The sequence below is a fragment of the Gemmobacter nectariphilus DSM 15620 genome (assembly GCF_000429765.1).
Classification (GTDB): domain Bacteria; phylum Pseudomonadota; class Alphaproteobacteria; order Rhodobacterales; family Rhodobacteraceae; genus Wagnerdoeblera; species Wagnerdoeblera nectariphila.
Window position 1 is genome coordinate 61,094 of sequence record NZ_AUCM01000003.1, and the last position, 25,029, is coordinate 86,122.

The following is a 25,029-nucleotide window of genomic DNA, read 5'->3' on the forward strand; positions in this document are numbered from 1 at the left end:
CGGAGGCCCGCCCGCTATGCCCTCGCTGAACGATATTCGCAGCACCTTTCTGGATTTCTTCGCCCGTAACGGGCATCAGGTGGTGCCTTCCAGCCCGTTGGTTCCCCGCAACGACCCGACGCTGATGTTCACCAACTCGGGGATGGTGCAGTTCAAGAACTGCTTCACCGGGGCGGAACGGCGCGATTATGTGCGCGCCACCACCGCGCAGAAATGCGTGCGCGCCGGGGGCAAGCACAACGATCTGGACAATGTCGGCTATACCGCGCGGCACCATACGTTCTTTGAGATGCTGGGCAACTTCAGCTTTGGCGACTACTTCAAGGAACAGGCCATCACCTTCGCGTGGGAGCTGCTGACCCGCGATTTCGCGCTGGATCCGGACAAGCTGTGCGTCACCGTCTATCACACCGATGACGAGGCGGCGGCCATCTGGAAGAAGGTCACCGGCTTTGCCGATCACAAGATCATCCGCATCGCCAGCGACGACAACTTCTGGCGCATGGGGCCGACGGGGCCTTGCGGGCCGTGCACCGAGATCTTCTATGATCACGGCGACCATATCTGGGGCGGCCCGCCGGGCAGCGCCGATGAGGATGGCGACCGCTTCATCGAGATCTGGAACAACGTCTTCATGCAGAACGAGCAGTTTGAAGACGGCCGCCTGGTCCCGCTGGACATGCAGTCGATCGACACCGGCATGGGGCTGGAACGCATCGGTGCGCTGCTTCAGGGCAAGCACGACAACTACGACACCGACCTGATGCGCAGCCTGATCGAGGCCAGCGCCCATGCGACCAGCACCGACCCGGACGGCAAGGGCAAGATCCACCACCGCGTCATTGCCGACCACCTGCGCTCGACCAGCTTCCTGATCGCCGATGGCGTGACGCCTTCGAACGATGGCCGCGGCTATGTGCTGCGCCGCATCATGCGCCGCGCGATGCGCCATGCGCATATGCTGGGCGCGCAGGATCCGGTGATGTATCGGCTGGTCCCGGCGCTGGTGCGCCAGATGGGCGCGGCCTATCCCGAACTGAACCGCGCCCAGGCGCTGATCGAGGAGACGCTGAAGCTGGAGGAAACCCGCTTCAAGCAGACGCTGGATCGTGGCCTCAAGCTGCTGGATGCCGAGCTGGAGGGGCTGGACGAGGGCGCCCCGCTGCCGGGCGCGGCGGCCTTCAAGCTTTATGATACCTTCGGCTTCCCGCTGGACCTGACCCAGGACGCCCTGCGCGAGAAGGGCCGCGAGGTGGAAATCGCCGGCTTTGACGCCGCCATGGCCGAGCAGAAGGCCAAGGCCCGCGCCAGCTGGGCCGGTTCGGGCGAGGCCAAGGACGCCACCATCTGGTTCGAGCTGGCCGAAAAGCACGGCACGACCGAATTCCTGGGCTATGAGACCGAAACCGCCGAGGGGCAGGTCCTTGCGCTGGTGCAAGATGGCGGCCTGACCGACAAGGCGAGCGGAACCGTGCAGATCGTCGTCAACCAGACCCCGTTTTACGGCGAATCCGGTGGTCAGGTCGGGGATACCGGCTTCATCCGGTCCGAAACCGGCACCGCCGAGATCAAGGATACCAAGAAGGCCGCTGGGGTCTTCATCCATATCGCCGAAGTCACCGAAGGGCATATGGAACGCGGCCAGCCGGTCAAGCTGGAGGTCTCGCACCACCGCCGCAGCGCGATCCGCGCGAACCATTCGGCCACCCACCTGCTGCACGAGGCTCTGCGCCGCGCGCTTGGCGATCATGTCGCGCAGAAGGGCAGCCTGAACGCCGAGGATCGTCTGCGCTTTGACTTCAGCCATGCCAAGGCGCTGACCGCCGAGGAACTGGCGACGGTCGAGGCCGAGGTGAACGAATTCATCCGCCAGAACACCCCGGTGGAGACCCGCATCATGACGCCCGACGATGCCCGCGCCATTGGCGCCCAGGCGCTGTTCGGCGAGAAATACGGCGACGAAGTGCGCGTCGTGTCGATGGGCAGCCTGCCGGGGTCCGGCAAGGGCGCCGATGGCAAGACCTATAGCCTCGAGCTGTGCGGCGGCACCCATGTTGCGCGCACGGGCGACATTGGCGCCTTTGTCGCGCTGGGGGATTCGGCATCCTCGGCCGGTGTGCGCCGGTTCGAGGCGCTGACCGGGCAGGCGGCGCTGGATCACCTCAAGGCCCAGGCCGCGCGCCTGGCCGAGGCGGCGGCGGTGCTCAAGGCGCCGGTGGCCGATGTGACCGACCGCCTGCGCGCGCTGGTCGATGAGCGCAAGGCGCTGCAGAACGAGGTCGCCCAGCTGCGGCGTGAACTCGCCATGGGCGGCGGGTCGGGCACCGGCCCCGAGGCGCAAGAGATCAATGGCGTCAAGTTCCTGGCGCAAGTGCTGCAAGGCGTGTCCGGCAAGGACCTGCCCGGCCTGATCGACGAGGCGAAGTCGCGCCTGGGTTCGGGCGCCGTGCTGCTGATCGCGGATGCGGGCGGCAAGGCGGCGGTGGCGGCTGGCGTGACGGCTGACCTGACGGGCCGGCTGTCGGCGGTCGATCTGGTCAAGGCGGCGGCAGGTGCCCTGGGCGGCAAGGGCGGCGGTGGCCGCCCCGATATGGCGCAGGCTGGCGGTGCCAGCGCGGAAAATGCCGAGGCCGCGATTGCTGCGGCAACGGCTGTCATCAAGGGGGAATGACCATGCCGGGTGCTTACTGGATTGCCCATGTGACCGTGACCGACGCGGAAGCCTATGGCAAATATGCCGCGCTTGCCGGGGCGCCCATCGCGGCGCATGGGGGCAAGTTCCTCGCCCGCGCCGGGCGCTATGTCCAGCTGGAAGGGAATGATCGCGCCCGCAACGTGCTGGCGCATTTCCCCTCGGTCGAGGCGGCGGTCGCCTGCTACAACTCGCCCGAATACCAGGAGGCGCTGAGCCATGCGCGCGGCGCCTCGGTGCGCGATCTGGTCGTGGTCGAGGCGGTGGAGTGAGCCGATGAAAGCATTCATTTTCCCCGGCCAGGGCGCGCAGACCGTCGGCATGGGCAAGGCGCTGGCCGAGGCCTATCCTGCCGCCCGCGCCGTCTTTGACGAGGTGGACGAGGCGCTTGGCGAAAAGCTGTCGGACCTGATCTGGAACGGCCCGATCGAGGATCTGACCCTGACCGCCAATGCCCAGCCCGCGCTGATGGCAACCTCTCTGGCGGCCCTGCGCGCGCTGGAATCGCAAGGGGTCAAGATCACCGATGCGGCCTTTGTCGCGGGGCATAGCCTGGGCGAATATTCCGCGCTGGCAGCCGTGGGTTCGCTGAGCATTGCCGATACCGCGCGCCTTCTGCGCATTCGGGGCCGCGCCATGCAAGAGGCGGTGCCGGTCGGCATGGGCGCAATGGCTGCGCTGCTGGGCATGGATTTCGCGACGGCGGCGCAGGTCGCGGCCGATGCGGCCCAGGGCGAGGTGTGCCAGGCGGCGAATGACAACGACCCCTCGCAGGTGGTGATCTCGGGGCACAAGGCGGCGGTGGAACGCGCCGTTGCGCTGGCCAAGGAACGCGGTGGCAAGCGGGCCATGTTGCTGCCGGTGTCCGCCCCCTTCCATTGCGCCCTGATGCAGCCGGCCGCCGAGGCGATGGCCAAGGCGCTGGCCGAGGTCACCTTCCGCGCCCCGGCGGTGCCGGTCGTCGCCAATGTGCGGGCCGAGGCGGTGAGCGATCCCGAAACCCTGCGCGCGCTGCTGATCGAGCAGGTCACGGGGTCGGTTCGCTGGCGCGAATCGGTGCTGTGGATGGCCGGTCAGGGGGTTTCCGAATTCTGGGAAATCGGCGCCGGCAAGGCCCTGTCGGGGATGGTCAAGCGCATCTCGCGCGAGGCCGCGACCCGCAACTTCGGTCTGCCCGAGGATGTGCAGGCCTTGAGCGCCTGAGAAACCCGGCGAATTGCCCGAAATTTGTGCTAGCCTTGAACGATGCGCCGCGACCCAGGGTCACGGCGCATCATTTCATTGGTGGAGCGTTTCATGGCACGGATTGAGGGTACGGCAGGGGCGGACCTGCTGGAAGGCGGGTATCTGGCAGACCGCATCCTGGGATATGACGGAGATGACACGCTGGACGGCGGCGGCGGCGCTGACCGGATCTATGGCGGCGCCGGGAACGACCTGATCCGTGCCGCCGAAGGCGACGTGATTGCCGCGGGCGGGGGTGGCAACGATACGATCCAGGGCGGCCGGGGCAACCAGACCCTGCTGGGCGGGGCTGGCGATGACGTGCTGGCGCTGCGCTTCCACGATTGGTGGTATGGCGGCGATCCGATCTACAGCCAGCAGGCCTATGGCGGCAGCGGCAATGACATCTTGCAGTTCATGGTCGGGATGAATGCCGATCTGTTCGGCGGGACCGGCACGGATACGGCGCGCTATGTCGGCTATTCGACGAAGTCCGCCAGCATGACAATGTCGCTTGCCGGGTTTACCACCTCGGATGGGCTGTCGGGCACCTATGACAGCATGGAGCGGTTGCAGTTTTTTGCCGACTATGGCGTCCAGCATGTGACCGGGGGCGATCTGGACGATCAGATCTACGTCGGCGCCGGGGATGACACTGTGCAGGCCGGGGCAGGGGACGATACGGTCGGCTACCGCTATTACGGCCACCATGTGCTCGACGGCGGCGATGGCATCGATACGCTGGTGCTGGAAGGCCTGGGGCGGATCTCGCTGCACTTCGTTGTCCAGGATGACGGATCGGTCGATGACAGGATGCAGTCTGACATCCGGGGGTTCGAGCGGTATCTTGTCTTCGGTCAGGGCCGGGCTGACGATTTCATCTCGCTTGGCGACGGGGATGATACCGGCGCGGGCTATGCGGGCGAAGACACGATCTTTGGCAAGGGTGGCAACGATCTGCTCAGCGGCGGCGCCGGCGGCGACATGCTCTATGGTGGCGATGGCGACGATACGCTCAAGGGCGGGGGCGGCTCTGATGTCATCGAGGGCGGATCTGGCGACGATCTGCTGATCGCAGGCTATGGGGCGGACACGGTCTATGGCGGGGACGGGAACGACCGGCTGCTGGACGGCGTGGATGCCGCCGTGCTGTTCGGGGGGGCAGGACGTGACCGGTTTGTGCTGAAAGGTGCCGAGACCCCGGCCGATCTGATCGGCGATTTCACCAGCGGCGAGGACGTGCTTGTCATTGCAACCGGCCGCCTGTCCGGGTTCGCGGGCATCACCGGCACGCTTGGCGCGGGCGATCTGGCGTTCGGGGCGGCTGACCGGGCCGGCGGGCAGCTGGTGCTGACCGAAGATGCCGGCCTGGACGAGACCATCCTGTGGTGGGATGTGGACGGCTCTGCCGGGGCGGGTCTGATGGTGGCACTTGTGCGCTTCGACGGCACCGGCCTTGACATCAGCCATTCCGACATCACGCTGCTATGAACGAAAAGGGCCGCCCCGAGGGGCGGCCCTTTGCTGTTCCGGGGGCGAGGATTACAGCTCGTCCAGCGCGTCGACGGCCTTGGTCAGGTCGTCCTTGCCGACTTCCTTGTCGGTGACATTGGCGCCGGCGACGATGTGGTCGACAACCTTGTCCTCGAAGATCGGGGCGCGCAGCTGCTGCTGGGCCTGCGGGTTCTTCTGGATGAACTCGAAGAACTGGCGTTCCTGGCCCGGATACTGGCGGGCCTGGGCCAGAACGGCTTGGGTCAGTTCGGCATCGGTGACCTGCACGTCAGCCTTGCGGCCGATTTCCGCCAGCAGCAGGCCCAGACGCACGCGGCGCTCGGCCAGGGTCTTGTGCTCGTCCGTCGGCTCGATGTTGCCGTGGTTGTGGTCGTGCACGCCGGGGTTTTCCTCGTGCCACAGCTGGTGGGCGATCTGGTTCGCCTCGGCCTCGACCAGCGAGGGCGGCAGGTCGAACTTGACCAGCGCATCCAGCTGATCCAGCAGCGCGCGCTTGAGCACTGCGCGCGAGGCGCCGGTGTATTCGGCTTCCAGACGCTCGGTCACCTGGCCCTTGAGGGCCTCCAGCGATTCGGCGCCGAACTTCTTGGCCAGCTCGTCGTCAATCTCGGCGGCTTTCGGCGCTTTGACTTCCTTGACGGTGCAGGCAAAGACAGCGGCCTTGCCGGCCAGATGGGCGGCGCCGTAGTTTTCCGGGAAGGTCACGTTGACCGAAACCTCGTCACCGGCCTTGGCGCCGACCAGCTGATCCTCGAAGCCGGGGATGAAGCTGCCCGAGCCCAGCACAAGCGGGTAATCCTCGCCCTTGCCGCCTTCGAATTCCACGCCGTCGACCGAGCCGACAAAGTCGATCACGACCTGATCGCCGTCCTTGGCCTTGGAGCCCTTCTTGCGATCCTCGAAGGTCTGGCCGGCCTTGGCCAGGTTCTCCAGCGCCTCGGCGACCGATGCCTCGTCGGCCTTCACGACCAGACGCTCCAGCGTGATGGTCGACAGGTCGGCCTCGGGGATTTCCGGCAGTTTCTCGTAGGTCATCGACACCACGAGATCATCGCCTTCCTTCCAGTTCTCGCCATCGGCCATTTCGACCTTGGGCTGCAGGGCGGGGCGGTCGCCCGACTTTTCGAAGTGCTCGTTCATGGCACCGTCGATCGCGTCCTGCATGGCATCGCCCATCAGGCGCTGGCCGAACTGCTTGCGCAGGATCGCCATCGGCACCTTGCCCTTGCGGAAGCCCTTGATCTCGACTTCCGGCTGCGCCTCGAGCAGTTTGGCTTCGACCTTGGCGTCGAGTTCGGCAGCGCTGACCGTGATGGTATAGCCGCGCTTCAGGCCTTCGTTCAGGGTCTCGGTGACCTGCATGGTGTCCTTCATCCTTTCATGGTGCGGGCGAAGGGACTTGAACCCCCACGCCGTAAGGCGCCGGAACCTAAATCCGGTGCGTCTGCCAATTCCGCCACGCCCGCACATTCTACAAGTGCGGGGCCGCCCCGTTCCGAGGGCCGCCCCGCATTCCGCGCCCTTCTAGCAAAGGCCCGAAGGGGATGCGAGAGGAAAAAGCGGCCTGCCCCGGGCATGTGTATCGGGGCCGGATCGCGGATTTTTCGCGCGCCTGCCGCATTGCTGCCGCATTCGGGCGAAAGATGGGCATAGCCGCGACCGTAACCGGAGCCCGCCATGACCGCCCAGATCCTTGATGCTGCGACCGGACTTGCCATGGGCACGCGGGTGATGACGCTGCAAGGCGCGCTGCCGGTCGAATTCCTGTCGGTGGGCGATCGGGTGATCACCCGGTCCGGGGCGCGGGTTCTGCGCGCCATCACGGTGACGGTCGTGCAAGATGTCGCCGTGGTTCGGGTGGCGCCCGGTGCCCTGGGCCACGACCGGCCCGAAGGCCAGATGTGCCTGCCCGCCGGCCAGGCGGTGTTGCTGCGCGACTGGCGGGCGCAGGCGCTGTATGGCGCGCGCGAGGCGGCGGTGCCGGTGTCGCGCCTTGTCGATGGCGAATTCCTGCGCGCAGGCCGCGCGGCGGAACTGCGGCTGTTCCGCCTTGCGTTCGACACGCCCGAGACGATCTTTGCCGATGGCGTCGAAATCGCCTGCCTGCCCGAGCCCGTCGCCGCCTGATCGGGCGCGATTTTGCGAAGGCGCGCGATTTCGCGCGCCTTTCTGCTTGCGGGGCCCGTTGTTAACGCAAACGTCATGGACACCGGCCGCCCCCCCGCCTAAACCGTGCAGCAATCGAACATCCGCAAACAGGGAAGACCCATGCGCGCGACGAGAACCGTCCAGAAAATCCTTGCAAACTACGAAGGCGAAACCCCCGGCGTGAAGGCAAACCTGTGCCGCATGCTGATGGAGGGCAAGCTGGGCGGCACTGGCAAGATGATCATCCTGCCGGTCGATCAGGGCTTTGAACATGGCCCGGCCCGCAGCTTTGCGCCGAACCCGGCGGGCTATGACCCCCACTACCATTACCAGCTGGCGATCGACGCGGGCCTGTCGGCCTATGCCGCGCCGCTTGGCTCGCTGGAAGCTGGCGCCGACACCTTTGCGGGCCAGATCCCGACGATCCTCAAGGTGAACTCGGCCAACTCGCTGATGTCGCCGACTGCGGGCAAGAACCAGGCCGTGACCGCCAGCGTGGATGATGCGCTGCGCCTTGGCTGCTCGGCCATCGGCTTCACGATCTATCCGGGCTCGGATTGCCAGCTCGACATGTATGAAGAGATCGTCGAGATGCGGCGCGAGGCGGCCTCGAAAGGCATTGCCACCGTCATCTGGTCCTATCCGCGCGGCGAAGCCGTCACCAAGGACGGCGAGCTGGCGATCGACGTGGCCGCTTATGCCGCCCATATCGCGGCGCTGCTGGGCGCGCATATCATCAAGATCAAGCTGTCGACCGATCATCTGATGCTGCCCGAGGCCAAGAAGGTCTACGAGGACAAGCAGATCGAGATCGCGACGCTGGCCGACCGGGTCAAGCACTGCGTTCAGTCGTCCTTCAACGGCCGCCGGATCATCGTGTTCTCAGGCGGTGCGGCCAAGGGCGCGGATGCGGTCTATGACGATGCGCGCGCCATCCTGGCCGGCGGCGGCAATGGCTCGATCATCGGGCGCAACAGCTTCCAGCGTTCGCGCGAGGATGCGCTGGCGATGCTGGCCAAACTGGTCGACATCTACAAGGGCAAGGCCTGAGGCCGCGGGCGCCCGCGCGCCCTGTCAGGCCAAAATCACATCCTGATGAAGGGGCAGGGCAAGGCTCTGCCCCTTTGCACATCCGCTGTGCGGGTGCAGCAAATGCGCTGTGGCCGGGTTTGCGCTAGGTCTGCCCAGACCCGCAAACACCGGAGGCCCCATGTCGGCGCGCAATACCCCCTATTCCTATGGCAGCGTGGCCCGCAGTCTGCACTGGCTGACCGCAGGGCTGATCCTTGTGTCCTGGCCGCTGGGGCAATGGGCCCAAAGCCTGCCCTATGACAGTGGCGAGGCGCTGGCCTTCAAGGCGCAGATGTTCTCGATCCACAAGACGCTGGGGATCGCGGCCTTCTTCGTCGGCCTTGTGCGGATCGGCTGGGCCATCAGCCAGGTGCATCCCGTGCCCGCCCATGCCGGGCGCCGGGCCGAGGTCTGGCTGGCCGCGCTGGTGCATTGGGCGCTCTATGCGGCGCTGGTGCTGGTGCCCCTGTCGGGCTGGGTGCACCATGCCGCGACCGAGGGTTTCGCGCCCATCCTGTGGCCCTTTGGCCAAGGGCTGCCGCTGGTGCCGAAATCCGAAACGGTGGCCATGGTCAGCGGCCTTGGGCATGCGATCTTCACCAAGGTGCTGCTGGTGACGGTGGCCCTGCATGTGGCCGGGGCGCTCAAGCATCTGGTGCTGGACCGGGACGGCACCTTGATGCGGATGCTGACCGGCCGCGCGGCCGGCGAGGCGGCGCCGCCGGCGCGCGGCGCCGCGCTGGCGGGGCTGGCGGTCTGGGCCATCGCCATCGGGGCCGTGCTGGGGGTGCCGCAATCCGCCCCGGCGATCGAACCCACCGCACAGATCACCCCGGCCCCGGCCAGCGGCTGGGCGGTGCAAGAGGGCACGCTGGGCATTGCCGTGCGCCAGATGGGTGCAACCGTGCAGGGCAGCTTTGCCAACTGGTCGGCCGCGATCACCTTCGATCCCAAGGCCGAAACCGGCAACCGTGTCGAGGTGACGGTGGATCTGGCCAGCCTGAAACTGGGCTCGGTCTCGGCTCAGGCGACCGGGCCGGACTTCCTCAATGCCGCCGCGCATCCGCAGGCGCGGTTCACCGCCGATATCCGGCCCGAGGGCGATGGATGGCTGGCCGAGGGCACGCTGGATCTCGCCGGCGCCACGGTGCCGATCAGCCTTCCGTTCACGCTCACCCTCGATGGTGACACCGCCGGGATGCAAGGCGCCCTGACGCTGGATCGCCGCGACTTCGGCATCGGCGCGAAGTATCCCGACGAGAAGGCCGTCGGTTTCACGGTTGACATCGCGGTTGCCCTGCGTGCCGTCCGTTCCTGATCGGGGATGCGCCTAGCATTGGTCGGATCAAGCCAAGATCGCCGCCCCGAAAACAGGTGGCCGACCGCCCCGGCGCGGCGCAATCCGATGGGATCATCCGCAAAGGCATGCTGCCCCACCGTCCCATCACCTTCCGGAAATACCCTCGGGGGGTGAGGCTCGGAACGAGCCGAGGGGGGCAGAAGGCCCCCCTTCCTGCTTTGCCGGGACGCAAGCGCGGTCCCTGGTCCGATGCGGCCAGGGCAGCCAGGGACCATGACAAAGGGGCCGCCGGTTTCCCGGCGGCCCCTTCCGATCGTTCCGAGCCGATCACTCGGCCTTCATCGCCTCGATCGAGATGTCGATCTTCACCTCGTCCGAGATGTAGGGCGCGAACATGCCAAGGTTGAAGTCCGACCGCAGCACCGTGGTGGTCGCATCAAAGCCCGCCCAGGGCTTGTTGGCCATCGGGTGATCGCCCTTCTGGTTCAGCTTCGCGTCCAGAACGACCGGCTTGGTCACGCCGTTCATCGTCAGATCGCCGGTGATCTTCGCGGTGGTCTCGCCCGTCACCTCGATTGCGGTCGAGACGAACTTCACCGTGCCATTCGCCGCTGCATTGAAGAAATCGGCCGTCATGAAGTGATCGAACCGCTCTTGCCAGCCGGTCAGCATGGTGGTGACCGGGAACTCGACCGTCACCGAGGATTTCGCAGGCTCGGCCTGATCGAACGAGATCGCGCCTTCAAACCCCGAGAACATCCCGGTGGTGGTCGAGAAACCAAGGTGATTGTAGGTGAACACGATCTGGCTATGGCTGGGATCCAGCACATAGGCCTCGGGGGCGGCAATGGCGGGGGCTGCCGCCAGGGCGGCGATCAGCGACAGGGGGGCAAGGCGGATCATCGGAAACTCCTGAGATGTCTTGTCTGCCACCCCTAGGTGCCGCAGTGCGGCATCGGCGCCAATCCGGCATGGCCGAACAGCACTCGTGCAAAACCGAACAATCACGATGCTGCCAGCCCGCGTCGCTTGCATCGGGCGCGGGGGCGTGTATAAGGCCCCATCCTTCCGCCGGACCCTTCTCACCGGCGCATCCCCTCATGGACGGGGGCGGAAGGAAAGCCCGTCCTACGAAATGCGCCCTGACATCGGAGCCTACATGCCCCTTTACGAGCATGTCCTCATCGCGCGTCAGGATTTGTCCAACGCGCAGGCCGAAGGCCTCATCGAACATTTCTCCGCAGTGCTTTCCGACAACGGCGGCAAGGTCGTCGGCACGGAATACTGGGGCGTCAAGACGATGGCCTACAAGATCAACAAGAACCGCAAGGGGCACTACGCCTTCTTCCGCACCGATGCGCCCTCGGCCGCCGTGCTGGAGATGGAGCGTCTGGCCCGTCTGCATGACGACGTGATGCGCGTGCTGTCGATCAAGGTCGACGCGCACGAAGACGGCCCGTCGGTCCAGATGCAGAAGCGTGACGAGCGCGGCGACCGCGATTCGCGCGATGGTGCCCCGCGGGGCGACCGTGGTGATCGCGGCGGTCCCGACCGTCGTGAGCGTCGCTGACAGGGGAGCTTGAGACATGGCCAGCAAACCGTTTTTCCGCCGCCGCAAGGTCTGCCCGTTCTCGGGCGAGAATGCGCCCGCCATCGACTACAAGGACGTGAAACTCCTGCAGCGCTACATCTCCGAGCGCGGCAAGATCGTTCCCGCCCGCATCACCGCCGTTTCGGCCAAGAAGCAGCGTGAACTCGCCCGTGCCATCAAGCGCGCGCGTTTCCTCGCCCTGCTGCCCTACGCCGTGAAGTGAGGAGCAAGACCCATGCAAGTCATTCTCCTTGAGCGCGTGGCCAAACTGGGCCAGATGGGCGACGTCGTGAACGTCAAGCAAGGCTACGCCCGCAACTACCTGCTGCCGCAAGGCAAGGCCCTGCGCGCGTCGGACGCCAACATCAAGAGCTTCGAGGCCCGCAAGGCCCAGCTGCAGGCCGAAAACCTGGAAACCCGCAAGGAGGCCGAAGCTGTCGGCGCCAAGCTGGACGGCCAGGCCTTTGTCGTGATCCGCTCGGCTTCGGAAGCCGGCGCGCTTTACGGCTCGGTCACCGCGCGTGATGCGGCCGATGCGGCCACCGCCGCCGGCTTCACCGTCGCGCGCAGCCAGATCGTGCTGGACAAGCCGATCAAGGAACTGGGTCTGCACGGCGTGACGATCACGCTGCACCCGGAAGTCTCGGTGAAGATCAGCTTGAACGTCGCCCGCTCACCCGAAGAGGCCGAGCTGCAGGCGTCGGGCAAGTCGATCCAGGAACTGGCGGCCGAAGCCGAAGCCGCGGCCGAGATGGACATCCAGCAGCTGTTCGACGATCTCGGCGGCGCTGCCTCGGAAGAATAAGCGCATCCGATCGGATCGCCCCGCCCCCGCGCCGCAGCCCGGCGCGGGGGTTTTTCATTGCCCGGCGCCTCGGTGGGATGGCCTGCGTCGCATGGGTATTTGGAAAAAGGCAAAGAGGCAGGCGCGGCGCCTGATTTCGCCTTGATACAAATATCCCCGCCGGAGGCATCCCCGGCCGCCATCCCGTGATCCCGGTTCTGTGATGCGCGGCGGCGGCGCCTGGCCCCCCTGCGGCAGTGTTTCCTCTTGCGTGACGGGGCGGTTGGCGGCATGACTGCCCACCGAGCCAAGGGAGACCGCCATGACCCATCGCATCGCCATCCTCGGAGCCTCTGGCTACACGGGGGCCGAGCTTGTCCGCCTGATCGCCACCCATCCGGCGATGCGAATCGTGGCGCTGTCGGCCGACCGCAAGGCGGGGCAGGCCATGGCGGATGTGTTCCCCTTTTTGCGCCATCTTGACCTGCCGAAGCTGCAGAAGATCGACGAGATCGACTTTTCCAACGTCGATCTGTGCTTTTGCGCGCTGCCCCATGCCACGACGCAGCTGGTGATTGCCGGGCTGCCGCGCGATCTGAAGATCGTCGATCTGTCGGCCGATTTCCGGCTGCGCGATGTGGCGGAATACGAAAAATGGTATGGTCAGCCCCATGCGGCGCCCGAGCTGCAGAAAGAGGCGGTCTATGGCCTGACCGAATTCTACCGGGATGAAATCCGCGGCGCGCGGCTGGTGGCCGGCACGGGCTGCAATGCTGCGACCGGGCAATATGCACTGCGCCCGCTGATTGCGGCCGGGGTGATCGACCTTGACCGCATCCTGATCGACCTCAAGGCCGGGGTGTCGGGGGCGGGGCGCAGTCTCAAGGAAAACCTGCTGCATGCCGAATTGTCCGAGGGCACGCACAGCTATTCAGCCGGGGGCAAGCACCGTCACCTTGGCGAGTTCGATCAGGAATTCAGTGCCTTGGCTGGCCGCCCGGTGCGGGTGCAGTTCACGCCCCATCTGACCCCGATGAACCGCGGCATCCTGGCCAATGTCTATGTCGATGGCGATGCGGCGCGGATTCATGCGACGCTGGCCGAAGCCTATGCCGCCGAGCCGTTCCTTCAGGTGCTGCCCTTTGGCCAGCTGCCTTCGACGCGCGATATCCGCGGCTCGAATTTCTGCCATATCGGGGTGATCGGCGATCGGGTGCCGGGCCGCGCCATGGTGATCGCGACGCTGGACAACCTGTGCAAGGGGTCGAGCGGGCAGGCGATCCAGAACGCCAACCTCATGCTGGGGGTCGAAGAGACGGCCGGCCTGACGCTGGCCCCGGTCTTCCCGTAACGCCATGAAGTCGCTCAAGAAACAGCGCCGTATCCAGATCCTTGCCGTTGCGGCTGTTGCCTTGGCCCTGGCGACCGGGCTGGTCGGCTATGCGATGCGCGACGGGATTAACTTCTTCCGCTCGCCCAGCCAGGTCAGCGAGGCCCCGCCCCCCCCGACCGAGACCTTCCGCATCGGCGGGCTGGTCGAGGAAGGCAGCCTTGTGCGCGGTCAAGGCGAGACGGTGACCTTTCGCGTCACCGATGGCGGGGCGACGATCCCGGTGGCCTTTACCGGCGTGCTGCCCGATCTGTTCGGCGAAAAGCAGGGCATGATCGGCACCGGCAAGCTGATCGACGGCACCTTTGTCGCGACCGAGATCCTTGCCAAGCACGACGAGACCTACATGCCCAAAGAGGTGGTGGACGCGCTCAAGGAACAGGGCGTCTACAAGGAACCCGTCAACTGACCCCGGCGCACGGTGCCGCAGGGCGCCGTTAACCCGGCTGGAGCATCCTTGACCGCTCATCAACCATGAGGGCGGGCATGAAGACGGTGCGGCAGATCGCCGAGGAAATCGTCGCGCGGGAAGGCGGGTTCGTGAATGATCCCGACGATCCGGGCGGGGCGACCAACCATGGCGTGACCATTCACACGATGCGGCGGCTGGGGCTGGATCTGACCGGGGACGGGCGGGTCGATGTGGCCGATGTGCGGGCGCTGACGCGCGCCCAGGCGGTCGACATCTATATCCGGCATTATTTCGAGGCACCGGGGCTGGGGCGTCTGCCCGAGTGCCTTCAGCCTTCGGTGTTCGACATGTTCGTCAATGCCGGGGCGAATGCCATTCGCCTGTTGCAACAGATGCTGGCGCAGATGGGCTATGAGACGGTGGTGGACGGCGTTCTTGGCCCCCAGACCGCGAAACATGCCCATCATGCGGCGGCGCGCGACCCGGCCTTGCTGGCCGATGCCTACGGGATCGAGCGGCGGAACTATTACTACCGTCTGGCCGATCAGCGCCCGGCCAGCCGCAAATATGCGCGGCGGCAGAATGGGGGCAAGGGCGGCTGGATCCTGCGCGCCGAGGAATTCATTTCGGCCCGGTTTCATCTGACCGAGGCGGAACATCGCCGGAGGGTTGCAGCATGGGGCTGATCGGTCGAATCGTGGGATCCCCGCAGGCGGTGGCGACGCTGGGGCAGGCGGCGCGCGAGGTGGCCGAGGTATTCACCCCGAATGCCACCCGCGCCATGGAACTGGTGCACGAGACGGGGCAGGCAACGCTGGCGCAATATGGGGCCGAATTTTCCCATGCGCCGGGCGGCTGGTTCGACCGTTTCGTGAATGGTCTGAACCGCTTGCCGCGCCCGATGCTGGCTTTGGGAACGCTGGGTCTGTTCGTCTATGCCATGGCCGAGCCCGAGGGGTTTGGCCTGCGGATGCAGGGCCTTGCGCTGGTGCCCGAGCCGCTGTGGTGGCTGCTGGGGGCCATTGTCGCCTTTTATTTCGGCGCGCGCGAGACCTATTACCGGCGCGCGCGCGGGGGTGTCGCGGTGCCGGCTGCCGAGGCAGCAGGCGGCGGCAGTTCGGCCGCAGCGGGCGCGGAGGCGGTCGCGGCCGAGGGGCGCAACCCGGCCTTGAGCGAATGGGCCTATCAGCCGGGTGATCGCTAGGGCGCGTTTCGGCCGCATGGACTTTGCCCGCCGGTGGCGCCATATCTGGGCCATGGACCGGGATTTTGACGTGATCATCGCAGGCGGCGGGCTCAATGGCCCGGCGCTGGCGCTTGCGCTGGCCCAGGGCGGCCTGCGCGTTCTGGTGGTGGATGCGCGGCCGGCCTCGGCCCGGGCATCCGTCGGGTTCGACGGGCGCGCCTATGCGCTGGCGCTGGCCTCGCAGCGGCTGCTGTCGGCGCTGGGGGTCTGGCCGGCCGTTGCCGCCCGGGCGCAGCCGATTCTGGGGATCCGCACCTCGGACGGGGTGCCGCCCGAAGGGGCGGCGCCCTTCTTGCTGGGCTTTGACCATGGCGAGCTGGACGAAGGCGCCATGGGCTTCATGGTCGAGGATCGCCATCTTTACGCGGCCTTTCTGGCGACGCTGGAGGCAGCGCCCGGTGTCACCCTGCGCAGCGGGGCGAGCGTGACCGGGCAGGCTGTCGATGGGGCGTTGGTCGCCGTCACGCTGGACACGGGCGAGGTTCTGCGCGCGGCGTTGCTGGTCGGCTGTGACGGGCGGGCCAGCGGCGTTGCGCAGCGCGCAGGGATCCGGCGCACCGGCTGGGGCTATGGCCAGACTGCGCTGGTCGGCGCGATTCGCCCCGAACGCCCGCATCAGGGGCTGGCGCATCAGGTGTTCCTGCCCGAAGGGCCGCTGGCGATTCTGCCGCTGAGGGACGGGCTCGCCTCGATCGTGTGGTCCGAGACCGAGGCGAATGCCCGCACCATCTCGGCCCTGCCGGATGAGGACTATTGCGCGCTGCTGGAGGCGCGGATCGGGCATCTGACCGGGCGGGTGGAACTGGCGGGGCCGCGGTTTTCCTATCCGCTGAACCTGACGCTGGCCGAGCACTATGTCGCGCCGCGAGTCGCGCTGGTCGGGGACGCGGCGCATGGTGTGCATCCGATTGCGGGGCAGGGGCTGAACCTTGGCTTGCGCGACGTGGCGGCGCTGGCCGAAGTGCTGGCCGAGGCGCGCGCGCGGGGCGAGGATATCGGCGCGCTGGATGTGCTGGAGCGGTATCAGCGTTGGCGGCGGTTCGATTCGACGGTGTTGGCGCTGGGGATGGATGCGGTGAACCGGCTGTTTTCCAACACCAATCCCCTGCTCAGGGCCGCACGCGGGCTGGGAATGCGGGCGGTTGGCGCCTTGGCCGGGCCGCGCCGCAGCTTCATCCGTGAGGCGGCGGGGCTGTCGGGCGATCTGCCCAGGCTGTTGACCGGCCAGCGTCTATAGGGGCGCGAGGGGGCGCTGCCCCATGGCGGGCGGCGCGCCTGTGGCACGCGCAGCGCAGCCCCCGGGATATTTGTATCAAGGCGAAACAGGGCGCCGCGCGAAAAAACCAAAGGCCCGCGCAAGGCGGGCCCATCGGGTTCGGATCGGTCCGGTCGGGGTCAGCCGCCCCAGTGGCGGACCGGGCCGCAATCCATATGGACGAAGTTCGAGCGCGAATAGCGGCCGACACCGCCCGAGGCGCAAGCCTCGGCCGCGCGGGCCATCTGGCTGACCGAGCGAGATTTCAGCCGCAGGTCGGCGGCCTGACCCTGCATGTGCAGCGAATTGCGGGCAACGCCGCGCGTGGTGGCGCGCAGGGCCGCGTTGGTCTTGGGCGAGCGGTAGCCCGACAGCAGCATGTAGGGTTCCGAGACGTCCATCATCTTGTGGGCGGCCGCCATGATGTCCAGCGTGCGGGCGTCGATCTTGTGGATCGTGCCGGTGCGGACATCGCGCATGAAGTGGTTAACCTCTTTCAGCGCCTCGGGAATGTACTTCCCGTCGATCCAGTAGATCGTATCGAGGCTTTCGCCGGTGCGTCCCGAATACATGCGGACCCGGCGAATGTCGCCTGCACCGCGAAGGAAACCGAAGGCGTTGCTGTAGGTGGGTGCCGCTGCAACGATACCAGCCGCGAAAATCCCGAGCAGCTTGCGCCGCGAGAGATCGGTCGAACCCGTTTGAGTCATTCTTGCTCGCCTGTCCCCAGAAGACCTGCCGCGTGGCAGAGCCGCGGCAAATCCTTCGTTCGTCTTGTCATGCATCCCCAAATGCCCGGACTGTATGACACGGTTCGATTCGGCAACCAACCCTTCTGGCGGCCCCGGTTCCTCAATCTGGAACCTATCGGCAAATTATTGCTGAATTGGATCCGTCAAGGTCGGGTTTCCTGCCCATCGTCGTGGCACTGCGGCAACAAGCCTTCTTGAAGGGCATGGGCGGGGCGCGCGGCGGTCATGGACTTTGGCGGCCATTCCGCGCAATTTACCCGGCGGGGGTGGCACTTGGGGTGCCGCTACAGATTGATCCGTGCCGACTTTGGGGATGACCATGCCAGTGACCCTTCCGACCTGCCTGCGCCGCAGCCTGTTTGTGGCGACGGGGGTAGCCGGGCTTTTGCTGGCGGGGGCGGCCATGGCGCAGCCTGCGGGCGGGATCGCCTCGGGCGGCGGGGCGCTGCTGGTCAAGGCGGCCTTGCCGCATCTGAACGGCTTTCGTCAGGCGCTGGCGGCTGCCGCGGCCGATGATGCGCCGGTTGCGGATTTCTACCGCGCGCGGGGCTATGAGGCGTTCTGGACCGCATCGGATGCGGCCGCCGAATCGCGCCGTGCGGCGCTGCTGACGGCGCTCGATACCGCGCAGGCCCATGCCCTTCCGGTCGCGCGCTATGATGCGGCCGAGCTGCGCCGCGCCTTTCGCGGGCTGCGCTCGGAGGGGGATCGCGGACGGCTGGAGGTGCGGCTGACCCGCGCGCTGCTGGATTTCGCGCGCGATCTGCAAACCGGGGTGGTCGATCCGAAAAAGGTCGACGCCGGGATCGTGCGCGAGGTGCCGCGCCGCACGCCCGAGAGCATTCTTCAGGGATTCGTCGCCGATCCGGCGGGCTTTTTGCATGGCCTGCCGCCGCAGAACCCAGAATATGCCCGCCTTGCCAAGGCGCGCCACCGGCTGATGGACCAGATCGCGGCGGGCGGCTGGGGCGACAAGGTGCCGGCCAAGGCGCTGAAACCCGGCGCGACCGGCGCGGCTGTCGTTGCGCTGCGCGATCGGCTGGCCGCGATGGGGTATCTGGGCCGCAGTGCCACCATGGCCTATGGCCCCGAGATCCAGTCGGCCGTGCGCGCCTTTCAGTTCGATCATGGCCTGACCGCCGATGGCGTGGCCGGTGAAGGCACGATCAGCGCGATCAATACCGATCCCCAGGACCGCCTGGCCGCCGTCACCGTGGCGATGGAGCGCGAGCGGTGGTCGAACATCGACCGCGGCACGCGCCATATCTGGGTCAACCTGACCGATTTCACCGCCAAGATCATCGACGATGGCAAGGTGACCTTTTCGACCCGCGCGGTCGTCGGCTCGACCATCCCCGACAAGCGCACGCCCGAGTTCAGCCACCTGATGACCTATATGGAGTTGAACCCCGACTGGACGGTGCCGCCGGGGATCATCCGTCGCGATTACCTGCCCAAGCTGCAGGCCAATCCGGGGGCGCTGGCCCATCTTCAGGTGGTGGATTCGCGCGGCCGCGTGGTGCCGCGTGGGTCGGTCAACTTCGCGGCCTATTCGGCGAAGAACTTTCCCTTCAACCTGCGCCAGCCGCCGGGGGCGTCGAATGCGCTGGGGCGGGTGAAGTTCATGTTCCCGAACCCGTATTCGATCTATCTGCACGACACGCCCGACAAGCACCTGTTCGCGCGTGATACCCGGGCCTATTCCTCGGGCTGCGTGCGGCTGAACGATCCCTTCGACTTTGCCTATGCCCTGCTGGCCCGGCAAGAGGCCGATCCGAAATCGGCCTTCCACAAGGTGCTGGATACCGGGCGGCAAGAGCGGATTTTCCTCAAGCAGCCGGTGCCGGTGCATCTGGATTACCGCACCGCCTTTACCGATGCGCGTGGCCGGTTGCAGTTCCGCCCCGATATCTACGGGCGCGATGCCGAGATCCATGACGCGCTGGTCAAGGCAGGGGTGGATGGCTGAGTGACCGCGCCGCCGCGTCTGATGCTCGATGCCTGCGTGCTGTTCCCGACCGTTCAGCGCGAGGTGCTGATCGGCGCGGCGCAGGCGGGGTTCTTTCGCCCGGTCTGGACCGCGCGCATCCTCGAGGAATGGGCGCGCGCCGTGCGCAAGCTGGGACCGGGGGCCGAAGATGTGGCGCGGGGCGAGATCGCGCTGTTGCGCGCGGCCTTTCCGGGCGCCGAAGTGCCCGAGGCGCCCCATGTCGAACAGCGCCTCTATCTGCCGGATGAAAACGACCTGCATGTTCTGGCGGCGGCCATCGCCTGCGGCGCCGATGCGATCGTCACGGTGAACGCGGCGGATTTCCCGCGCGGCACGCTGGCGGCCGAAGGTCTGGACCGGCGCGACCCCGATGGCCTGCTGTGGGACTTCGCCTCGCGCGCCCCGCAGGCGATGACGGCGGTGCTCGAGACGGTTCGCGCCAAGGCCGAGGCCCTTTCGGGCCAGCCGCAGCCGCTGAAACCGCTGCTGAAACGCGCAAGGCTGAACCGTCTGGCGCGGCTGTTGGCCTAGGTCCGTCCTGCCCGACCCGGTTGCAACAGCGGCCTTTCCCCTGCGGCGGTCAGCCGTTACAACCCTTGCGAACCTGCCGGAGATGCCCATGCCCGCCCCCGTTTCGATGACCGCATTCGCCACGACGCGCGGGCAGGGCGATGGTGCGCTTGGCCATTGTTCCTGGGTGTGGGAGGTGCGGTCCGTCAATGGCAAGGGCCTCGATCTGCGCCTGCGCCTGCCCGATGGTGTCGAGGGGCTCGAGGCGGCGGTCCGGGCCGAGCTGACCCGCCGCCTGACCCGGGGCAATGTGACCGTCGGCCTGCGCCTGACGCGCGCCTCGGGGGGCGAGGGGCTGCGGCTGAACCCGGTGATGCTGGCGACCGCGCTGGCCGCTCTGGCCGAGGTGGAAACCGCAGCCGGTCTTGCCGGCGTCATGCTCGCGCGCCCGACCGCCGCCGATGTGCTGGCCATTCGCGGCGTCAGCGAGACGGCCAGCACGGATGACACCGACAGCTCGGCCCTGCTGGCTGCGCTGATGGCCGATTTCGCCGCCGCGATGACCGCATTCGAGACAATGCGCCGCGCCGAGGGCAAGGCGTTGGCCACCGTGCTGACCGACCAGATCGACCGCATCGCCGGCTTTGCCACCGACGCCCGCGCCGTTGCCGAGGCCCGCCGGCCCAAGGCGGCCGAATCGCTGCGCGAGGCGCTGGCCCGTGTCACCGAGGCCGTCGATGCCGATCCCGCCCGCATTGCGCAGGAACTCGCGCTGCTGGCGGTCAAGGCCGATGTCACCGAAGAACTTGACCGGCTGGATGCCCATATCGCCGCCGCCCGCGCGCTGCTGGCCCAGGGCGGGCCGGTCGGGCGCAAGTTCGATTTCCTGGCCCAGGAATTCAACCGAGAGGCCAATACCCTGTGCTCGAAGGCCGGCGACATCGCGCTGACCCGGATCGGGCTCGACCTCAAACACCTGATCGACCAGATGCGCGAACAGGTCCAGAATCTGGAGTGAGCCATGGCCCGGCGCGGCCTTCTGCTGATCCTTTCCTCGCCCTCGGGCGCTGGCAAATCCACCCTCGCCCGTCGCCTGATGGACTGGGATCCGACGATCCGGTTTTCCGTCTCGGCCACCACGCGCAAACCGCGCAGCGGCGAAGAACACGGGGTGCATTACCACTTTCACAGCCACGACAGCTTTCGCGCGCTGGTGGACAGCGGGCATATGCTGGAACATGCCGAGGTGTTCGGCAATTTCTACGGCAGCCCCCGCGCCCCCGTCGAACAGGCGATGCGCGAAGGGCGTGACACGCTGTTTGACGTTGATTGGCAGGGCGGCCAGCAGATCCGCAATTCGGCCCTTGGGTCCGAGGTCGTGTCGGTCTTCATCCTGCCGCCCTCGATTGCCGAGCTGGAACAGCGCCTGCGTGGCCGCGCGCAGGACAGCGACGAGGTGATCGCCGGCCGTATGGCGAAAAGCCAGGCCGAAATCAGCCATTGGGCGGAATACGATTACGTCCTGGTCAACCGCGACATCGACGCGGCGGCCGAAGAGCTGATCACCATCATCCGCGCCGAACGCCTGCGCCGCGCGCGCCAGCCGGATCTGGTCGGCTTCGTGCGCGATCTCGATGTCGAATTCCGGCAGCGCACCTAAGGAGCCCCCGATGATCTACGCACTCGACGGCCACGCGCCGCAGATCCACCCCGAGGCCTGGGTCGCCCCCGGCGCCCATGTCATGGGCAAGATCGTGCTGGAGGAAGCTGCCAGCATCTGGTTCGGCGCGGTCCTGCGCGGCGACAACGAGGAAATCCGCATCGGCCGCGGCTCGAACGTGCAGGAAAACTGCGTGTTCCACACCGACATGGGCTATCCGCTGACCATCGGCACCAATTGCACGATCGGCCACAAGGCCATGCTGCACGGCTGCACCATCGGCGATGGCTCGCTGGTGGGCATGGGGGCGACGATCCTCAATGGCGCCAGGATCGGCAAGGGCTGCCTGATCGGCGCGGGTGCCCTGATCACCGAAGGGAAAGAGATCCCCGATGGCGCGCTGGTGATGGGCGCCCCCGGCAAGGTCGTCCGCGTGCTCGATGCCGAAGCGCAGGCAAGGCTGATCAGATCGGCCGAGGGTTATCAGGCCAATGCGCGCCGCTTCCGGGCCGGTCTGAAACCGCTCTGACCCGGCGCGCGCCCCATCCCTTTCATCTGTCCGAAAATATCCTCGGGGGGAATTGGCCCTTCAGGGCCAAGGGGGGCAGAAGGCCCCCTTTCGACCCCGCCGCCTGCGCCCGGCCGGGACTTCTCTTGCCAGGCGATCCGTGGCACTCTGCCACTCGTGCACACTGACGCGAGGCCGGCATGAAATTCTCGCAACTCGCAGAACGCCAGATCCGCAAGGCCCAGGCCGAAGGGCAACTCGAAAACCTCAAGGGCGCGGGCAAGCCGCTGGATCTGTCCGAAGCTGCCGGCAGCACCGAGGCGATCGGCTTTCGCATCATGGCCGAGGCCGGCGCCGTCCCGCGCGAGGTGGACCTGCGCCGCCAGGTTCAGGCGCAGCAGGCTATCTTGCAGCAGACCACCGACCCCGAGGCCCGCAAGCGCGAAATGGCCCGGCTGGCCGATCTGCAATTGCGCCTCGAGATCGAGGCCGAGGCGCGACGCCGCTTTCAGCGCAGCTAGGGCCGGATCGCGCGGGCCTGCGGCTGGCCGCTGGCGGGGGGCACACCCCTCGGCGCCGGTTGGGTCTTGAACCCGTGGCGCGACATGCCGGCGCCTCCCCATGGGGTATTTTCGGCAAGGTGAAAGCGCGAAGGCAGGGGGCAGCGCCATCCGCGCCCCCGCGCTGCTGACGGACGATCAGGCCTCGGCCGCTTGACTTGCCAGCCGCCCGGCGCTATCAGCCGCCATCCCCGGGTTCGCCCGGGGTTTTCATTGGTGTTGGTGGACCCCGCAAGGGGAAACCTGTCGGCCAAGGGGCTTCTCCCGCGGCAAAGGACAACGCCCTTCAAACGCTCGAAGGAGATCAGCGTGACCAAACGGACCGCTGCCAAGTACAAGATCGACCGCCGCATGGGCGAAAACATCTGGGGCCGCGCCAAGTCGCCCCTGAACAAGCGGGAATACGGCCCCGGCCAGCACGGCCAGCGCCGCAAGAACAAGCTGTCGGACTTCGGCACCCAGCTGCGCGCCAAGCAGAAGCTGAAAGGCTACTATGGCGACCTGACCGAAAAGCAGTTCCGCAAGATCTATGGCGAAGCCGAACGCGTCAAGGGCGACACGGGTGAAAACCTGATCGGCCTGCTGGAGCGTCGTCTGGATGCCGTGGTCTACCGCGCGAAATTCGTCCCGACCGTCTTTGCTGCCCGTCAGTTCGTCAACCATGGCCACGTGACCGTCAACGGTCAGCGCGTGAACATTGCGTCCTACCGCGTCAAGGAAGGCGATGTCATCGCCGTTCGCGACCGGTCCAAGCAACTGGCAATCGTGTTGGAAGCCGTGGCGCTGACCGAGCGTGACGTTCCGGACTATCTGGAAGTCGACCATTCGAAGATGACCGCGACCTTCGTGCGCACTCCGGCCCTGGGCGACGTGCCCTATCCGGTGCAGATGGAACCGAACCTGGTCGTCGAATACTACGCGAAGAACTGATCCTTCGCAGGTCTTGTGCTTTTGGAAAGGGCTCGCTTTGGCGGGCCCTTTTACTTTGGCGCGGCGCCATGGGGCGCCGGGGCAGGGGGCCCGGCCCCCCCACGGGCTTGCAGTGCGCCGTCTGGGTCTTGAACCAATGGCGCCCCAACCGGCGCCCCCGCGATACTTGGCAAGCTGAAAGGGGCGGCTGTTGCAGGGCGGGCAGGCGGTGGGTAGCCTGCGAGGCAACGCCGGGTGTGAGGGGACAAGTGTCGGACGACAAATTGGTGCCGCGCCCGACCTACCGGGCCCCTGTGAAACAGCGGCTGATCATGCTGCCAATCATCATCTGGATGCTTGTCGGTATCTTGCAGACCGCCGGTGACATGTCCGGTTTCAGATTCTTGTCATCGAGCGACTGGTTTGACCGCAGTTTTATGTGGTCATGGATCGCAGCCGCTGTGCTGGCACCGCTTTCTGCGTGATGTGTGCTGGTGGGGATTCGGGCTCAAGACATCGCGAAAGGTGAGACACGGAGCCCGACATCCGTGCGCCTGCATCTGCTTTGCGGCCTGCTGGTGGGCGCAGGTCTCGGCGGCGAATCTGTCTCCTCGGGTGTGCCGATGGTGATTGCCATGGTCGCGGGCACCTGGACCGAGATGGAGGTCACGGTTCGCGAGGTGGCAAGCTATCGCACGATGGAATGCGGCTATAAGGTCCGTCTGGAAGGCTTGGGCATGTTTGGCCACATCTGCGGCATGTCCGAGGAAAAGCGTAGCCGTCTGTCCCCCGGCGACCGGCTGACCGTCGTGGGGCGCGGCACCTGGCGGGGCGTGTTCGTGGACGAGGTTCTGCTGACCGCCAATCAGGACAGACAGCAGCATCTTTCCTTTTGACCTGCGCGCGCCTATCTCGCAGCCGCAGAATGCAACCGGGGAGATGCCAGATGGCCGAGAAGACCAGTATCGAGGGACGTTTCGAGCAAGGACTGTTCGCCAGCCGCTGGCTGATGGCACCGATGTATCTGGGGCTGGTGGTCAGCCTGGGGATGCTGACCATCGTCTTCGTCAAGGAACTGGGCTATTACGCCGCCAAGACATTCACCATGACCGCCGATCAGGCGATTCTGGCGATCCTGACGCTGATCGACCTGTCGCTGGCGGCGAATCTTCTGCTGATCGTGCTGTTCTCGGGCTATGAGAATTTCGTCTCCAAGCTGGACCTGGGCAATCAGCGCGACCGGCCCAGCTGGATGGGCAAGGTGGACTTTTCCGGGCTCAAGCTGAAACTGATCGCCTCGATCGTGGCCATCTCGGGGATCCACCTGCTGAAAGTGTTCATGGAGATCGGCAAGGGCGCGGCCGCCACCGACCCGGACAAGCTGAAATGGATGGTCCTCATCCATCTGACCTTCGTGCTGTCGGGCGTTCTGCTGGCGGCGATGGACTGGCTGACCTCGCGCACCACAAAGCACTGACTTTGGCTCTGGTCAGAGGGCGGCGGCACGGCTAG

At 66.6% G+C, this 25,029-nt stretch carries 28 protein-coding genes and 1 tRNA gene; 25 read left to right on the forward strand and 4 right to left on the reverse strand.

Going from position 1 to position 25,029, the window contains the following annotated elements; translation table 11 throughout:
* The first annotated feature begins 16 nt into the window (after positions 1-16).
* From alaS to G481_RS22425, 4 genes are all read left to right on the forward strand, one after another.
* Entirely contained in the window at positions 17-2,671 is a 2,655-nt protein-coding gene (gene alaS / locus G481_RS0100310; protein ID WP_028028223.1) for an alanine--tRNA ligase, read from the forward strand.
* A gap of 2 nt (positions 2,672-2,673) precedes the next feature.
* Positions 2,674-2,964, forward strand: coding sequence for a DUF1330 domain-containing protein (locus G481_RS0100315; RefSeq protein WP_028028224.1), 291 nt, complete (start codon positions 2,674-2,676; stop codon positions 2,962-2,964).
* A gap of 4 nt (positions 2,965-2,968) precedes the next feature.
* A complete protein-coding gene (gene fabD / locus G481_RS0100320; protein WP_028028225.1) occupies positions 2,969-3,895 on the forward strand; it encodes an ACP S-malonyltransferase in 927 nt (308 codons plus the stop codon).
* Between the two features lie 93 nt (positions 3,896-3,988).
* A complete protein-coding gene (locus G481_RS22425; protein ID WP_028028226.1) occupies positions 3,989-5,407 on the forward strand; it encodes a calcium-binding protein in 1,419 nt (472 codons plus the stop codon).
* Between the two features lie 51 nt (positions 5,408-5,458).
* On the opposite strand, the gene tig is transcribed toward G481_RS22425, so the two are convergent.
* A complete protein-coding gene (gene tig, locus G481_RS0100330) occupies positions 5,459-6,793 on the reverse strand; it encodes a trigger factor (protein WP_028028227.1) in 1,335 nt (444 codons plus the stop codon).
* Positions 6,794-6,812: 19 nt separating this feature from the next.
* Positions 6,813-6,897: transfer RNA gene (locus G481_RS0100335), tRNA-Leu, on the reverse strand.
* Positions 6,898-7,108: 211 nt separating this feature from the next.
* Between G481_RS0100335 and G481_RS22430 the strand changes: the two genes are divergently transcribed.
* The 3 genes from G481_RS22430 to G481_RS0100350 all read left to right on the forward strand — a co-directional run bounded on the left by G481_RS22430 (position 7,109) and on the right by G481_RS0100350 (position 9,968).
* Complete coding sequence (locus G481_RS22430) at positions 7,109-7,558, forward strand: Hint domain-containing protein (RefSeq protein WP_035024707.1); 450 nt, start codon at positions 7,109-7,111, stop codon at positions 7,556-7,558.
* Between the two features lie 141 nt (positions 7,559-7,699).
* On the forward strand, positions 7,700-8,629 hold the full coding sequence (locus G481_RS0100345) for a class I fructose-bisphosphate aldolase (RefSeq protein WP_028028228.1): 930 nt from the start codon (positions 7,700-7,702) through the stop codon (positions 8,627-8,629).
* Between the two features lie 160 nt (positions 8,630-8,789).
* Positions 8,790-9,968 carry a cytochrome b/b6 domain-containing protein gene (locus tag G481_RS0100350; RefSeq protein ID WP_028028229.1) on the forward strand — a complete coding sequence of 393 codons (1,179 nt, stop codon included), beginning with the start codon at positions 8,790-8,792 and terminating at the stop codon, positions 9,966-9,968.
* A 309-nt stretch (positions 9,969-10,277) separates the two neighbouring features.
* On the opposite strand, the gene G481_RS0100355 is transcribed toward G481_RS0100350, so the two are convergent.
* A complete protein-coding gene (locus G481_RS0100355) occupies positions 10,278-10,853 on the reverse strand; it encodes a YceI family protein (RefSeq protein ID WP_028028230.1) in 576 nt (191 codons plus the stop codon).
* Positions 10,854-11,109: 256 nt separating this feature from the next.
* Here G481_RS0100355 and rpsF point away from each other — a divergent pair, with 256 nt between their 5' ends.
* The 8 genes from rpsF (at position 11,110) to G481_RS0100395 (ending at position 16,610) form a co-directional block, all read left to right on the forward strand.
* Positions 11,110-11,520: a 30S ribosomal protein S6 gene (rpsF, locus tag G481_RS0100360; RefSeq protein WP_028028231.1), complete on the forward strand. Its 411-nt coding sequence runs from the start codon at positions 11,110-11,112 to the stop codon at positions 11,518-11,520.
* 16 nt (positions 11,521-11,536) lie between these two features.
* Positions 11,537-11,764 (forward strand): 30S ribosomal protein S18, encoded by a 228-nt coding sequence (rpsR, locus tag G481_RS0100365; protein WP_028028232.1) that lies wholly within the window; start codon positions 11,537-11,539, stop codon positions 11,762-11,764.
* A 12-nt stretch (positions 11,765-11,776) separates the two neighbouring features.
* On the forward strand, positions 11,777-12,346 hold the full coding sequence (gene rplI, locus G481_RS0100370; protein WP_028028233.1) for a 50S ribosomal protein L9: 570 nt from the start codon (positions 11,777-11,779) through the stop codon (positions 12,344-12,346).
* Positions 12,347-12,647: 301 nt separating this feature from the next.
* A complete protein-coding gene (gene argC, locus G481_RS0100375; protein WP_028028234.1) occupies positions 12,648-13,676 on the forward strand; it encodes an N-acetyl-gamma-glutamyl-phosphate reductase in 1,029 nt (342 codons plus the stop codon).
* Between the two features lie 4 nt (positions 13,677-13,680).
* Complete coding sequence (gene ccmE / locus G481_RS0100380; protein ID WP_028028235.1) at positions 13,681-14,124, forward strand: cytochrome c maturation protein CcmE; 444 nt, start codon at positions 13,681-13,683, stop codon at positions 14,122-14,124.
* A gap of 77 nt (positions 14,125-14,201) precedes the next feature.
* Positions 14,202-14,813: a holin-associated N-acetylmuramidase gene (locus G481_RS0100385; RefSeq protein ID WP_028028236.1), complete on the forward strand. Its 612-nt coding sequence runs from the start codon at positions 14,202-14,204 to the stop codon at positions 14,811-14,813.
* Positions 14,804-15,331 (forward strand): holin family protein, encoded by a 528-nt coding sequence (locus G481_RS0100390; protein ID WP_028028237.1) that lies wholly within the window; start codon positions 14,804-14,806, stop codon positions 15,329-15,331. The genes G481_RS0100385 and G481_RS0100390 overlap by 10 nt, the downstream gene beginning before the upstream one ends.
* Before the next feature lie 52 nt (positions 15,332-15,383).
* Positions 15,384-16,610, forward strand: a complete 1,227-nt coding sequence (locus G481_RS0100395; protein ID WP_028028238.1) for a UbiH/UbiF/VisC/COQ6 family ubiquinone biosynthesis hydroxylase — start codon at positions 15,384-15,386, stop codon at positions 16,608-16,610.
* Between the two features lie 158 nt (positions 16,611-16,768).
* Here the strand turns inward: G481_RS0100395 and mepK are convergent, their stop codons facing one another.
* On the reverse strand, positions 16,769-17,338 hold the full coding sequence (mepK, locus tag G481_RS0100400; protein ID WP_028028239.1) for a peptidoglycan L,D-endopeptidase MepK: 570 nt from the start codon (positions 17,336-17,338) through the stop codon (positions 16,769-16,771).
* A 361-nt stretch (positions 17,339-17,699) separates the two neighbouring features.
* Between mepK and G481_RS0100405 the strand changes: the two genes are divergently transcribed.
* From G481_RS0100405 to G481_RS0100455, 10 genes are all read left to right on the forward strand, one after another.
* Positions 17,700-19,349, forward strand: a complete 1,650-nt coding sequence (locus tag G481_RS0100405) for a L,D-transpeptidase family protein (RefSeq protein ID WP_084450602.1) — start codon at positions 17,700-17,702, stop codon at positions 19,347-19,349.
* Positions 19,350-19,370: 21 nt separating this feature from the next.
* Positions 19,371-19,901, forward strand: coding sequence for an RSP_2648 family PIN domain-containing protein (locus G481_RS0100410; protein ID WP_035024841.1), 531 nt, complete (start codon positions 19,371-19,373; stop codon positions 19,899-19,901).
* Between the two features lie 88 nt (positions 19,902-19,989).
* Positions 19,990-20,898: a YicC/YloC family endoribonuclease gene (locus G481_RS0100415; RefSeq protein ID WP_035024711.1), complete on the forward strand. Its 909-nt coding sequence runs from the start codon at positions 19,990-19,992 to the stop codon at positions 20,896-20,898.
* A 3-nt stretch (positions 20,899-20,901) separates the two neighbouring features.
* Positions 20,902-21,540 (forward strand): guanylate kinase, encoded by a 639-nt coding sequence (gene gmk, locus G481_RS0100420; protein ID WP_028028243.1) that lies wholly within the window; start codon positions 20,902-20,904, stop codon positions 21,538-21,540.
* A gap of 10 nt (positions 21,541-21,550) precedes the next feature.
* Entirely contained in the window at positions 21,551-22,069 is a 519-nt protein-coding gene (locus G481_RS0100425) for a gamma carbonic anhydrase family protein (protein ID WP_028028244.1), read from the forward strand.
* 179 nt (positions 22,070-22,248) lie between these two features.
* A complete protein-coding gene (locus G481_RS0100430; RefSeq protein WP_028028245.1) occupies positions 22,249-22,569 on the forward strand; it encodes a DnaJ family domain-containing protein in 321 nt (106 codons plus the stop codon).
* Between the two features lie 348 nt (positions 22,570-22,917).
* Positions 22,918-23,538, forward strand: coding sequence for a 30S ribosomal protein S4 (gene rpsD / locus G481_RS0100440; RefSeq protein WP_028028246.1), 621 nt, complete (start codon positions 22,918-22,920; stop codon positions 23,536-23,538).
* A 248-nt stretch (positions 23,539-23,786) separates the two neighbouring features.
* Positions 23,787-24,002, forward strand: coding sequence for a hypothetical protein (locus G481_RS0100445; RefSeq protein ID WP_028028247.1), 216 nt, complete (start codon positions 23,787-23,789; stop codon positions 24,000-24,002).
* A gap of 63 nt (positions 24,003-24,065) precedes the next feature.
* A complete protein-coding gene (locus G481_RS22435) occupies positions 24,066-24,413 on the forward strand; it encodes a hypothetical protein (protein WP_051294211.1) in 348 nt (115 codons plus the stop codon).
* A gap of 50 nt (positions 24,414-24,463) precedes the next feature.
* Positions 24,464-24,994, forward strand: coding sequence for a TIGR00645 family protein (locus G481_RS0100455; RefSeq protein ID WP_028028248.1), 531 nt, complete (start codon positions 24,464-24,466; stop codon positions 24,992-24,994).
* Positions 24,995-25,029: the final 35 nt, after the last annotated feature.